This window comes from Flavobacteriales bacterium, assembly GCA_016713875.1.
Lineage (GTDB): Bacteria > Bacteroidota > Bacteroidia > Flavobacteriales_F > PHOS-HE28 > PHOS-HE28.
Window position 1 is genome coordinate 34,031 of sequence record JADJOI010000003.1, and the last position, 12,943, is coordinate 46,973.

The 12,943-nt window shown below is 63.8% G+C and carries 10 protein-coding genes; 6 read left to right on the forward strand and 4 right to left on the reverse strand.

Going from position 1 to position 12,943, the window contains the following annotated elements; translation table 11 throughout:
* The first annotated feature begins 42 nt into the window (after positions 1–42).
* From IPJ87_01625 to IPJ87_01640, 4 genes are all read left to right on the forward strand, one after another.
* Entirely contained in the window at positions 43–810 is a 768-nt protein-coding gene (locus IPJ87_01625; protein ID MBK7940571.1) for an MBL fold metallo-hydrolase, read from the forward strand.
* 9 nt (positions 811–819) lie between these two features.
* Positions 820–1,425, forward strand: coding sequence for a hypothetical protein (locus IPJ87_01630; GenBank protein ID MBK7940572.1), 606 nt, complete (start codon positions 820–822; stop codon positions 1,423–1,425).
* 268 nt (positions 1,426–1,693) lie between these two features.
* Positions 1,694–2,674 carry a virulence RhuM family protein gene (locus IPJ87_01635; GenBank protein MBK7940573.1) on the forward strand — a complete coding sequence of 327 codons (981 nt, stop codon included), beginning with the start codon at positions 1,694–1,696 and terminating at the stop codon, positions 2,672–2,674.
* 557 nt (positions 2,675–3,231) lie between these two features.
* Positions 3,232–4,281: a hypothetical protein gene (locus IPJ87_01640; protein ID MBK7940574.1), complete on the forward strand. Its 1,050-nt coding sequence runs from the start codon at positions 3,232–3,234 to the stop codon at positions 4,279–4,281.
* Between the two features lie 804 nt (positions 4,282–5,085).
* Here IPJ87_01640 and IPJ87_01645 read toward each other — a convergent pair.
* Together IPJ87_01645 and IPJ87_01650 are read right to left on the reverse strand one after the other, a co-directional pair.
* Entirely contained in the window at positions 5,086–5,754 is a 669-nt protein-coding gene (locus IPJ87_01645; protein MBK7940575.1) for a hypothetical protein, read from the reverse strand.
* A gap of 102 nt (positions 5,755–5,856) precedes the next feature.
* A complete protein-coding gene (locus IPJ87_01650; protein MBK7940576.1) occupies positions 5,857–6,225 on the reverse strand; it encodes a hypothetical protein in 369 nt (122 codons plus the stop codon).
* 72 nt (positions 6,226–6,297) lie between these two features.
* Between IPJ87_01650 and IPJ87_01655 the strand changes: the two genes are divergently transcribed.
* Positions 6,298–6,981, forward strand: coding sequence for an SOS response-associated peptidase (locus IPJ87_01655; protein MBK7940577.1), 684 nt, complete (start codon positions 6,298–6,300; stop codon positions 6,979–6,981).
* Positions 6,982–7,093: 112 nt separating this feature from the next.
* Here IPJ87_01655 and IPJ87_01660 read toward each other — a convergent pair whose 3' ends face one another.
* Entirely contained in the window at positions 7,094–9,955 is a 2,862-nt protein-coding gene (locus IPJ87_01660) for a T9SS type A sorting domain-containing protein (GenBank protein MBK7940578.1), read from the reverse strand.
* 118 nt (positions 9,956–10,073) lie between these two features.
* Positions 10,074–10,406 (reverse strand): bacillithiol system redox-active protein YtxJ, encoded by a 333-nt coding sequence (gene ytxJ / locus IPJ87_01665; GenBank protein ID MBK7940579.1) that lies wholly within the window; start codon positions 10,404–10,406, stop codon positions 10,074–10,076.
* Positions 10,407–10,627: 221 nt separating this feature from the next.
* Between ytxJ and IPJ87_01670 the strand changes: the two genes are divergently transcribed.
* Positions 10,628–12,919: an AAA family ATPase gene (locus tag IPJ87_01670; protein MBK7940580.1), complete on the forward strand. Its 2,292-nt coding sequence runs from the start codon at positions 10,628–10,630 to the stop codon at positions 12,917–12,919.
* Positions 12,920–12,943: the final 24 nt, after the last annotated feature.

Here is a 12,943-nt window from a genome sequence, read left to right on the forward strand (position 1 = left end):
ACGCGCGATTTCCTTTGTAGTAGAACCAATTCCAATAGCCCAATGGCTGAACTACACTGCCTGAATGTCGGTTGCGCCGACGCAAGCATTCTTAAAACGACCAGCGAGACCTTCCTGATAGACTGCTACGGTATTGATGAGCACAAGGCACTTCTCCCGTCCGACAAGAACATCACGGGGCTATTTGTGACGCACCAGCACTCAGACCACTATGGTGGCATGAAGTTCTTGCGCGACAATGGCTACAACATTGGCTATCTCATTCATTCGCCCTATGAGCGCCGTTACGGGGATGCGAGCGTCACTCTCGACGAATGGAACGAGTTCAACGATCATGCGAAGTACTTCGAAGGCAAGGGCACCAAGGTATACAAGCCCTATCGGCAGGATTCATTTGAAAAGCCTTGGTGGGACCGATCAGGCTTGAAATTTTGGATGATCGGCCCAAATAGGTCGATTGCGACAAGTGATACTCGTGAGCTTCATGATGCGTGTCTCGTTTTAACAGTTCAATCAGAGAAACGCAAGTGTGCCTTCACCGGAGATGCCTCCGACACCAACCTCAATTGGGTGGCGAGCAACACGAAACACTTCTGCGGGGACATATTGCACGCAAGCCATCATGCCAGCCTAAATGGAGCGGACCTGGACTTCATCAAGAAGGCGGATCCGAAGTACTCCGTAATCTCAACGAAGTCTGGTGTATATGAGAGCGTGCCTCATCCAACGGCGCTGAAGCGCTATGCCGACAACACGAAGGAAAAGGTGTATCGCACCGATGTCGACGGCACTCTACGGTTCAACTTCTAGTCGACCGATATGAGCAGTACGCCAAACATTCAGGACGAAGCAGTCAAGTTCTTGGAGCGTGACTTCTCGGAGAGCTACGGACAGTTGCGGCACTACGACACGCAGATCACCGACCTGATGAAGTTCAGCGTCACGCTCTACATCGCCACGTTGTCAGCTGCGATTGGGGTATACCAGTTCTCACTAGAAAAGGGCTTTCGGCTTGACTTGGCTGTCAAGGCGCTATTGATTTCTGGACTTCTTGCTGGCTTGCTCATGCTTTGGCTTTTGGTCCGAAGCCGGGTGTACTTCGTCCGTGTCGCTCGTTACATCAACGAGCATCGGCACTTCTTTACCCGCGTTAAGCCTCTTGGCTTTCCGAACGATTCGGCGATGTATACGGATGCCAAGTATCCGAAGTACTTCTCATGGGGCAGTTCTCATTCAGTCTTTGCGTACGTCGCTTCCGCAATGAACGCATCGCTGCTCGCCACGCTTCTATTCGTTCACTTCTCCGTCAGTTGCCACCAGCGAACTATCGTGGCTAGTGCATTCCTATTTGCTCTAGTGGTGCAGGTCATGGTCGTCTCATTCCATCTGAAGGGCATGGAGAAGCATACGGAGGGCGTTGCTTGAGTTTGTCGCCCTTACTTTGTCACCACGCCGATCGCCAAGGAAGTCGGCAACGTAAGATGGGATACATCGAGGAGATCAACGAGACGCTTGTGCCTCGGCACACCGAGGAGGCTGTGGTGCTGTACCTGTTCGCGGGCCTGCCTGCCGAAGCTTCAGCGTAGGCATGGCTGCGGCGGCCTGGCCCTAGGCTTTGAGGCCGTTGGCTGAAGTAGCACCCTCCACTATCTTGTCCGAACGCGGTTGACGGAAAGCGCGTCAACTGAGAGCGATGAGCAAGGGCGAGTTGTTGATCTACCAAGGCAAGGACGGCCTCACGCAACTGAGCGTGAAGCTGGAGGAAGAGACCGTATGGCTGAACCAGAACCAGCTCGCGGACCTTTTCCAGACCACGAAGCAGAACATCGGGCAGCACATCAAGAACATCCTGGCCGATGGCGAGCTGGAAGCCGAGGGAACTGTAAAGGATTTCTTTACAGTTGCGCGGGAAGGCCGGCGGAACGTGAAAAGGTTGGTAGAGCACTACAACCTGGACATGATCATCTCGGTGGGCTACCGGGTGAACAGCCATGTGGGCGTTCACTTCCGGCGCTGGGCCACGGAGCGGCTGCGGGAGTACATCATCAAAGGCTTCGTGCTGGACGATGCCCGGCTGAAGCAGGCGCGCGACGGCTACTTCGATGAACTGCTTGGCCGCATCCGCGATATCCGCAGCAGCGAGAAGGTGTTCTACCGCAAGGTGTGCGACATCTATTCCACCGCCATCGACTACGACGCCACAGTGGAGATCACACGCGAATTCTTCGCATCGGTCCAGAACAAGTTCCATTGGGCCATTCACGGTCGCACCGCCGCCGAAGTGGTGATGGAGCGCGCCGATGCCAGCAAGCCGAACATGGGGCTGACGAACTGGCCCACCTCTGAGATCCGCAAGCAGGATGTGGTGGTGGCCAAGGACTATCTCGGAGAACAGGAGCTGGACCACCTGAACCGCATTGTGAACCAGTATTTGGAATTCGTTGAGCTACAAGCGCTACAGCGCAAGCCGATGCGCATGGCGGATTGGAAGAAGAAGCTGCACGACTTCCTCATGCTGAACGAGCGGGAGATCCTGCTTCACGGTGGCAACGTGAGCCACGAGGAGGCCGAGGCACACGCCATAGCGGAGTTCGAGAAGTTCAGCAAGGCGCTGGAGGTGAGCACCCCTGATGAATTGGACAAGGCGGTGAAGCGCTTGAGGGGGAAGGAATGAGCAGCCTGTCGGCATCATTTTGATGAGGTCAACAACATGGTCCGCGCCTCCCGCTGAAGAGGGACTTTCAGCCTTCGTGAGCCTGCAACGGCCCGGCGTTTCACCGGGGTCATCCGGGGCGACCACTTCGCCGATTCGACCACGGCCCAGCACTTCAAGACATACGAGGCAAGCCAATGGCCATTCCCGATGAAGCCGCCGGCCCGAAGCCGGAATACCTGGAGTGGCACCGAAAGCACCACGGCCTTTCAGACTGAACGCATGACCCATCTTCGGTGTACCATTGACCAATGCGCCACTTCCTTGCCGCCCTCCTCGTTGCGCTATGCCAGCACGTCGGCGTTCAATACGACCGGTTCTATTTCCGCCACATCTACGCTTTCATCGAGGACGGCCATGCGCCAGCGCGTGCGGGACATGAGCGGAAAGTCCGTGAACCAGGAGGAACGATGAGTGCGGACTTGAGCGATCGGCCCGACCCGGCTACTTCAGCGCGGCTCAGACCGTGAATGATGTCTTCATAGACCAATTCCGCTCTGCCGAACTTTGCCGGCACCATGCGTTCCACCCTGCTCCCGGTTTTCGCCCTTGTGCTTTGCGCGTGCAGCGCGACAGCCGACCGCCAGCCCAACGTACACGTGCCCTCCCACACCTCCCAAGGCGCCGGAGGAAGGCCGGTCACGGGGGACGGCCAGCTCACCGAATACGTGCGCCGCATATTTCAGGACAGCCGGGGGCATTACTGGTTCGGCTCCAACGGCGATGGCATCTACCGTTTCGACGGCGGAGCACTCGAAGTGTTCTCGGTGCAAGAAGGCCTTGCGGGTTCACAGGTCACCGGCATTCTGGAAGATCGTAAGGGCCATATCTGGATCGCGACCGATGGCGGCGTTTCGCGCTATGATCCCGCAGCGTCAGCGGACTCAAGCGGCCGGGCATTCGTGAACTACACCACCAAGCAAGGTTTGAGCAGCGATGGTGTGTGGGCCATTTTCGAAACGCAGGACGGCACCATCTGGGCAGGCACCGCCGCGGGGCCATGCCGTTTCGATGGGCAGGGCTTCACGCCGTTCGCGCTGAAGGTGGAAGCGGACATGGACAAAGCAGGTCCATGGGTCCTCAGCATCACCCAGGACCGGAAAGGTGAATTGTACTTCGGTACGGAGATGGGCGTGTTCAAGACAGAAGGCGGCATCATCCAGCGGATCCCCGCACCCAACAGCTCCGGCGATGATATGGTGCCATGCGTGTTGGTGGACAGCAAAGACCGTGTGTGGTGCAGCTCCATGACCGGTGGCTTGACCTGTTACGAGCAAGGCACCGTGAAGCGCTTCACCGCTCCGGGAGACATCGGCGACAATGAGGTGTGGACGGTCTTCGAGGATCGCCAAGGCCATATCTGGTTCTGCTCTGAAGGTTTTGGTGTGTACCGCGCCGATGGAGGAACGCTTCGCAACTACAGCACTGCGCAAGGTCTTGGCGTGGCTGCGGTCCAGAGCATTCATCAGGACCAGGCGGGCACCCTGTGGTTCGGCGGCGGTGGTGGGCTGTACCGGTTGCAAGGCGATACGATGGTGGAGGTGCGCAGGAACGGGCCGTGGCGGTGAGGGTGAACAATGCACCTTGTACCGTGTACCGAAGCCCGATGCGTGTCCTCCTTGCCGATCTTCTCTGCACTGCATGGATCAACATTCTTGCCCAGTACGACCGGTTCTCCTTCCGCCACAACTACGCATCATCATGGATGGCCCCGAGCTCGTTCCGTTGAAGGGTGACTATCGTGTGGAGTTCATCGCCCGCGGGCAATACTGGACCGTTACGGATCCGCGCTGGAATGTCTTCTTCCCTGGTCAGCCATGAAGCTTGACACCCTGCGTCAAGCTGAACGGCGCGCCGTTGATGGCGGTGGAAATGCCACGGGTTCTGGGTTACCCGGACAACAAGCTCATCGTGGTGCGTGGAGCCGACACCATGATCGTGGACCTGAACCATGACGGACGCTTGGAAACGCGCATGCTGGACCGCACAACGAAGCTCAGCGCTCCTCCGCGCCCACCCGTGCTACTGCCTTTCCCCAAAGGCTGGTTCACCGATGTGGATCTGGCGATCGAGCCGAACGTGATCGCGCTCACGGAACGCTTCGATGTCCTCTGGAGCTCTGAAGGCGAGGAGTTGCGTGGACTCTACCACACCAAGCACCACAGCTTCACGCTGGAGACGGACGGGTTGCGCACCGGACCCATGTCCATCGTGATCGATCGCGACCCGAACTATGCGCACCACCTGCTTGAGTTCCCGTCGGTGGACCATGTCGCCATCATGGGGCGTTCCCACGGCGGTGCCTGGGCGTGCAGGTGTGCTGCGGGCACGCACGCGACGAGGAGCGGGAAGTCCATGCGCATGCCCCGAAGCTACCGAACGCCGGGCGTTGCACCGTCTCGCCCGGCCACCATTCCGCGCCGGATCATCCACCCGTACACCACCAGCATCCACAACGCGCAGAAAGGACCCATGTCCAGCATGCCGATGCTGTCCGGCGGGTCGGGGAAGGCGGCCATGTTGATCACGAACAGCCCCGCGCCACATGGCACACCCAACACGCTGAGCACCATGCCGAAGCGCGAGATGCGCCAGAAGTGGATGGCGAAAAGCGTGATGCTCGCAGCGATGAGGCAGTCCCAGGCGATGTCGAGCCCGAAGTGGACAGCATCGCTCAGTGCGATGAGCGATGCACGCGATGCATCAGCATCGGGGATGCGGTCGTACGCCGCGAAGAGCGCCTGCTGAACGGTGAGCATGGCCAGCACGGTGATGCCCGCAGCCGCGCCGAGGAAGCCCGCTACGCGCACGCCCACCCGTGGCGCGCCTTGCTCCGACCCGTGCACCAGCCCCAGCGACGCGATGGACACCAAGGGCCCGAAGGCGAATGCAAGGATGAGCGATGCGGTATCGGGCAGCGGAACGAACGCAGCGCCGAAGTAGGCAAGGATGGCGGCGATGCCGCAGATGCCGCCGGTGCGTGTCCAGGTACCGAGCGAGGGTGTGGCCAGCTGGGTCATGTACAGAGGACGTTCACGCACGATGGATGTTACAGGCCGCGGCGTGGCCGGACAACGCCACCGTCATCGGCGGCCGCGCCGATCGGACGACGAGGCGCGCAGCGGATCGTCCACGGGCGCCCATCACACCATCCGCCGGCCCAAGACCAGCTCCACCAGGCCGAGCGCGGCGAAGAGCCCCTGCAACCAGTACAGGTCCGTCATCAGCATCTGGACACCGGTCCAGATCAGCGTGCCGGATCCGAGGATGAAGGCGACGCGCGAAGCATACCTGTACCGCCGCAGCGTGAAGAGGAAGCCCGCACGGTGGCCAGTCCCCAGCACGTCGAACAGGAGCGCGCCCGGCCGGAAGAAGTCCGCGAAGAGGTCGCTGTGCATGAAGCCTAGAGGAAGTTTCAGAAGACCTCCGTCCGGTGCGCGCATCAGCAGCACGCCGCCGACCAGGGCGTTCACGGCCAGGAAGCCTTGGACGAGGAGCAGGGCGGCGCGCATGGCATGAGGTGGCATACCGTCCGGTCCGGGAAGCTGATGCGGGTCACCGGCCTTGGTCCGTTCCTTTGTGGGGTGTGCTACTCCACCACCCTGGACCGCGACCTGAAGGCGCTCGAGCAACGGCTCAATCGACGGATGCTCGTGGACAGCAAGCGGGGGGAGGGCGCGCTGGAACTGGACCTGCCGTTCGAACGGATCTCGGCCTTCGCCCGGCCGCTGTGCCCCGTGGTGAGCAGCCGGTCGCCGCACCGCATCAGTGTGCAGCGCTGGGGCTTGCTGCCGCGCTACATCCGCACCGACGAGGAGGCGCAGGAGTTCCTGAAGCGGACACCGACCTACAACGCCGTCAGCGAGGAGGTGGAGGCGAAGCGCACGTACAAGCACGCCTTCGCGCAGGGGCAGCGCTGCCTGGTGCCTGTCACGGGCTTCTTCGAATGGCGGCACGAGGGCAAGGTGAAGGTGCCGTACCGGATCGGTATCAAGGGCGGCGACGTGTTCTGCCTTGGCGGGCTGTGGGAGGAGCACGACGGGGTGGACACCTACACGGTGCTCACCACTCGCGCGAACCCGCTGATGGCGTACATCCACAACAGCAAGCAGCGCATGCCGGTGATCGTGCCCGAGGGGCAATGGGACGCATGGCTTTCGCCCGACCTGCCGCCGGCCGAGGTGAAGCGGATGTGCGAACCGGTCCCTGAGGACGACCTGGAAGCCGAACGCCTGGGGCCGGGACCGGTGCAGACGTCCTTGTTCTGAGGACGGTCGCACCGGTCCATCGCCGCGGCTCGTCCGAGGGATCAGTGCGCTCTGCTGATCATGCTCCTGGTGATGGTGTCCAGGAGACGCATGGATGCTCGGATGGGCCTGTTCACTGACGCACGACGCGGGCCGTGGTGCCATCCGCGGTGCGTAGGACATAGATGCCCGGTGCAAGTGCCGAAAGGTCGAACAGAGCCACGCTGGATGCGTCGGTCCGTGCTTCGAGCACGGACCTGCCCGCCGCGTCGTACAGGGTCAGGCGCTCGGGGCTCGAAGTGGACGAGCGCAGCTGCACACGGAGCGGGCCCTGCGTGGGGTTCGGACGCACGTGCAATGCGGGCCGGCCGATGCTGCTGATGCCCGTGCTCACCACCTGCGCACAGGCGCTCGTGTCCACACAGGCCCCCTCGGTGACCTGCACCGCCCAGAGTCCCGTGCCTGCGACGAAGCTCTGTCCGTTCTCCCCGAGCACTGGTGCGAGGCCCGCGTTGCAGTCGAGCCATTGGTACTGGGCACCCGTCGCTTGCGCGGTCAGGGTGCCGTTCTGTTCGGTGACACCGGTGTCGATGACCGTCACGTGGACGATGATGGCGGTGCGTGCGCTCGCGGCACAGGTGCTGTCCTGGGCGTAGAAGGTCGTGGTCGCGTTCAAGATGCCGGTGGCGAAGGTGTTGCCCATGCCCAATGGGGTGCCGCCAATAGGCTGATCGGACCATGTGAGGCTGGAACCCGTCGCGCTGAGGGTGGTGCTTCCCGGACCGCACAGGTTCAGGTTGCCAGGCGGTGTGGTGCTCACCGGCGCGTCGGGCGTGGTGCATTCTCCGCCCACCACGAACCACGGCATGGAGCGTCGCATGTTGTGGAAGGCCACGCCCACGTGAGGGCCGTTCTGCACTAGGCTGGAGAAATTCGCCGCGATGGGCGCGGTCGTCAGGGCCACCGGAATGCCCCACGTACTGCCGTTCGGGTCGTCGGCTCGAACGACATGCAGCGGGTTCAGCGAGCGTGCGTAGGTGATGGCGGGCGTGCCATCGATCAGCGAGAGGCTGCCGAAGTTGCCGCCGGCCGCGTCCACCACCACGGGGCTTCCCCAGGTGGAGCCTGATGCGGTGGTGGCGCGAACGAACGTGAGGTCCGTGTTGGTGACATCGAGGAAGGCGATGGCGGGGTTGCCGTTCACCACGTCGAGCTGCGCGTACCAACCGGTGTTGCCGGTGGAGGCCACCACCACTTCGATGGCGGTGCCGCCGTTCCAATCGACATTGCCACCGCGCTCGTAGTAGAGGTCAGAGGTCTGTGAGCGGTGGTAGGCCACGGCGGGCAGGCCGCCCACCTCCGCCAGGTCGAGGTGCACGTCGGTGGCACCGCTCGTTCCGATGGTGATCCCGTTGGTGGGCCAGCTGCTACCGTCGGCATCGTTGGCGCGTACGTATCGGATGTTGCTGTTCGTGTTGTTCTGGTAGGCGATCGCGGGTCGGCCGCCGATCACCGCCAATGAAGTGCCTTGGCCTCGCGGCCCGCTCTGGCTGTTGTCCATGCCCACCGAAGCGCCCCAGCTTGTGCCCAAGGCGTCGTTGGCGCGCACGTAGCGCACGTTGTCCTGCTCGTGGAAGTACGCGATCGCCGGGCGACCGTTCACGATGGCCAGGCTGCAGAAGGCACCGCAGGGGCCGATGGAGTCCACCGTGACCGAGGTGCCCCAGGTGGTGCCGGTACTGTCCAGTGCCCTGATGTAGCGCAGGTCCTGGTTGTCGGCGTCGTAGTAGGCCAGCGCGGGATGGCCCTGCACGACGGCCTGGCTGATGTACTGACCGATGCGCGGGTGGGTATCGATGACCACAGGTGTTCCCCATGACCCCGCGCCCATGCCGGTGCTGTTGGTGGCGCGCACGAAGCGCAGGTCGTCGCTGGTGACATCGTAGTACGCGATGGCGGGCCTTCCGTCCACCAAGTGCATGGTGATGTCGCGCCCCACGTGGCCTCCCGCGTCCACGGCCACGGGGTTCAGCCAGCTGGTGCCGGTGGCGTTCGCTGCGCGCACGTAGTACAGGTCGGCGCTGGTGACCTGCTGATACGCCACGGCGGGAAAGCCGTCCACTTCGAGGACGCGTGCGTAGGCGCCGATCAGCTGTCCGTTCACATAGTGGACGGAGGCCTCGGCGCCCCAGGTATCGCCGTTCGCATCGGTGGTGCGGCGAAAGGCCACGCGCTCATCCTCGAACTTGTAGTAGGCCATGCAGGGAAAGCCGGCGACCACGGCGAGCGAGGTGAAGGTGCCGTTGGAGAGGCCGGTCACCATCGTGACGCCGGTGCCCCAGGTGGCTCCGTCCGCGTCCGTGGCCCGGATATAGCGCGTGTTGCCGTTGCGTCCGAAGCCGATGGCCGGGTGGCCGTTCACCACCACCAGCGTGGTGCTGTTGATCTGGCCGATGATGAGCTCCGGGTTCACCGGTGTGCCCCAGCTGGTGCCGTCGGCATCGTTGGCCCGCACGTAGCGCAGGCGCTGGATGGCACCGTCGTAATAGCTGATGGCCGGAGCGCCGTTCACCACCGCGATGCTGGCGGCCTTGCCCACATCGCCCGGCTCGTCCACCAGCACCGGCGTGCCCCAGTTGTCGCCGTTCACATCGTTGGCGCGCACGTACATCAGGTCCTGTCCGAACACCCGGTGATAGGCGATCGCGGGGCGTCCGTTCACCACGCAGAGCGACAGGTGCGTGCCGTCGACGGCCGGTGTGTTCACGAACACGGGCGTGCCCCACGAGCTGCCTTGCGGATCGTTCGCGCGCACAAAGCGGATCATGTTGTGCCCCGCGTCCACCGTGGCGATCGCCGGATGGCCGTTGACGATGACCATGCTGTTCCACAGGCCGATGGCGCCACCGGTGCCGCGATGGTCGGGGATCTCGTGCGGCGGCTGCCAGCTCTGGGCGTCGGCGGTACCGGGTGGACCCGCGAGGCGGAGGAGCATGACGGTGGCGAGCGGAAGGTGGAACGGGGCGATGCGCGGGGACATGGAGGGGGGACGGCATCGCACGCCATGGCGCTGCCTGAGGCCAAAGAAAGGAGCGGCCGGGGGAACGGCCCGATCAGCCCCGCATGGCGGCGGCGAGCCCGGGGTAGGTGATCGCCAGGTGCGAGGCGTGGAGGATGCACCGGCCGTGATGGATCACCAGGGCTTGCGGCGACTCGTGCCGCACCCCGTAGCGTTCGGCGATGGCGTCCGAGAGGTCGCGGTGCCGCAAAAGGTCGAGCAGGTGCACGGGACCATCGGCCACCTGCCAGGCGCGCTGCAGGCGGTGGAGCGCCGTGTCGCTGATGGAGCAGCGGGTGCTGTGCTTGAAGAGCAGCACGGGCCTGTGGGCGGATGCGGCATCGATGGCGTCCAGCTGGTCGAGGGCGGTGAGGGGGTGCCAGGGCATGGCGGCGAAGATCGGGGCGAAGGTCGGAGAGCCGATGTAGGCAGCACGATCGTGGATCGCTATTTTGCCGGCGGCCGGGTGACGGTGTTCCCGTCAGTGACACCCGGAGCCGGACCGCACAGCCATGAAGAATGTCCTTCGCCCCTGATGAACGCACTTCCGACCTTCGCGAGGTGAACCTACAGACCGCCGTGCCCGGTGAAGCGCACGTGGAGACGGAGATGGCCGTGCTGGCCGCCCGCTTCGTCAACAGCACCAACCGCCACGTCTTCCTCACCGGCAAGGCGGGCACCGGCAAGACCACCTTCCTGCACCGGCTGGCCACCAGCACCCACAAGCGTTATGTGATCCTGGCGCCCACGGGCATCGCGGCGCTCAACGCCAGGGGGGTCACCATCCACAGCCAGTTCCTGCTGCCCTTCGGCGCCTTCCTGCCCGAGAAGCAGCGGCCGGCGGACATCCCCGAGGGGGCCTTCCACGACCAGGACACGCTCACCCGTCGGCATCCGCTCAACGCCCTTCGGCGCAACGTGCTGCGCGAGGTGGACCTGCTGATCATCGACGAGGTGAGCATGCTGCGCGCCGATGTCCTGGACGCGATCGACTTCCGCATGCGCGCCGTGCGCCAGAACCGCCGCGAGAGCTTCGGCGGTGCGCAGGTGCTGCTGATCGGCGACCTGTACCAGCTGCCGCCCGTGGTGAAGGACGAGGAGTGGCGCGTGATGCAGCGGTACTACGCCAGCATGCACTTCTTCGAGAGCCTGGTGATGAAGCAGCACGGCTACGCGCACATCGAGCTGGACCTCATCTTCCGCCAGCAGGACGACCGCTTCATCCGCATCCTCAACAACCTGCGCGACAACACGGTGCGGCCGGAGGATGTGGACGAGCTGAACGCGCACTACCGCTCCACCATCCCCGCCGCGGAGAGCGAGGGCGTCATCACCCTCACCACGCACAACCACAAGGCCGACGAGATCAACCAGCAGGCGCTCACCAGGCTGCCTGGCAAGGCGCACGCCTTCGAGGCCCACATCGACGGCGACTTCCCGCAGAGCATGTACCCCGTGCTGGAGCGCATCGGGCTCAAGGTGGGCGCGCAGGTGATGTTCGTGAAGAACGATCCGGAGAAGATGTACTTCAACGGCAAGCTGGCACGGGTGGAGGCGCTGAGCGACGAGGGCATCACGGTGCGCATGTACGACGGGGTGGGGGATGCGCCTTCCGCCGCCACCTACAAGCTGAAACGCGAGACCTGGGAGAACAAGCGCTACGTGGTGAACGCGGCCACCAAGGAGCAGGAGGAGGAGGTGCTGGGCACCTTCGAGCAGTATCCCGTCAAGCTGGCGTGGGCCATCACGGTGCACAAGAGCCAGGGCCTCACCTTCGGCAGGGCCATCATCGATGTGGGACAGGCCTTCGCCCCGGGGCAGGTGTACGTGGCGCTCTCGCGCCTGCGCTCGCTGGACGGGTTGATCCTGCGCACGCGCATCGATCCGGCGGTGGTGAGCACGGACCGGGAGGTGGTGGCCTTCACCCAGCGCGGCGGGCAGCAGGAACCGCTTCCGCAGCAGCTGCACGCCCAGCAGCGCGCCTACCTGCAGCAGCTGCTCACGGGCACCTTCGACCTCGGGGACCTGCTGCGGAAGGTGGAGTGGACGCAGAAGGACCATCCGGAGACCGCGCAGTTCGACAGCGAGGACATGAAGACCGCCCTGCAGGTGCTGCGCGATACGCTGCGGACCGAGGAGGCGAACACCCGCACGTTCCAGGGTCAGCTGATGCGCCTGCTGTTCGAGGACAGGCGGGAGGAGCTGCTGGTGCGCATCGACAAGGGCGGCGCCTACTACGGCGACCTGCTGCAGGAGCGGATGAAGGCCCTGGTCCGCCACATGGCCCAGGCCGAGCTGCTGAGCCGGACGAAGGAGTACACCAACGCGCTGAAGGAGATCGACGGCATGCTGATGAAGCGCATCGCCACCATCGCCAAGGTGGGCTACCTCACGCGCTGCATCCTCAACGGCGAGGAGATCCAGCGGCAGAAGGACATCGAGCAGGGGATGGCCGCCAAGCGCGCTGCCCTGGTGGGCGATGCGCGCGCCTGGGCCGAAGAGAACCGCCCGAAGGGCAAGACCGGCAAACGGCGCAAACGTGGTTCATCGGATCCGGAGAGCGCCGATGGCACCCGTAGTGGCGACCCTCCGGCACGCCCAGCGAAGGGTTCCACCTACGCCAGCACCTATGCCCTGGTGAAGGAGGGCCTGTCGGTGGAGGAGATCGCCAGCAAGCGCCAGATGGCGCGGAGCACGATCGAGGGGCACTTGGCGCGGGGCATCGGGGAGGGCTTGGTGGAGCTGGACGGCCTGATGCCCGACGCGGAGCGCGACCTCATCGCCGACTGGATGCGCGAGAACCCGGCCAAGGGGCTGAACGAGGCGGCGGGCCACTTCGACGGCCGCTTCGGCTACGGCCAGCTGCGGATGGTGCAGGCCTGGGTGAAGCGGGAGGCGTGACCGGCCGACGGTCATCACGCACCC

Coding starts and splice junctions, on each gene's coding strand:
- IPJ87_01630 (MBK7940572.1), top strand. CDS start 820: ATGAGCAGTACGCCAAACATTCAGGACGAAGCAGTCAAGTTCTTGGAG.
- IPJ87_01660 (MBK7940578.1), bottom strand. CDS start 9,955: ATGCTCCTCCGCCTCGCGGGTCCACCCGGTACCGCCGACGCCCAGAGC.
- IPJ87_01640 (MBK7940574.1), top strand. CDS start 3,232: ATGCGTTCCACCCTGCTCCCGGTTTTCGCCCTTGTGCTTTGCGCGTGC.
- IPJ87_01625 (MBK7940571.1), top strand. CDS start 43: ATGGCTGAACTACACTGCCTGAATGTCGGTTGCGCCGACGCAAGCATT.
- IPJ87_01635 (MBK7940573.1), top strand. CDS start 1,694: ATGAGCAAGGGCGAGTTGTTGATCTACCAAGGCAAGGACGGCCTCACG.
- IPJ87_01650 (MBK7940576.1), bottom strand. CDS start 6,225: ATGCGCGCCGCCCTGCTCCTCGTCCAAGGCTTCCTGGCCGTGAACGCC.
- ytxJ (MBK7940579.1), bottom strand. CDS start 10,406: ATGCCCTGGCACCCCCTCACCGCCCTCGACCAGCTGGACGCCATCGAT.
- IPJ87_01670 (MBK7940580.1), top strand. CDS start 10,628: ATGGCCGTGCTGGCCGCCCGCTTCGTCAACAGCACCAACCGCCACGTC.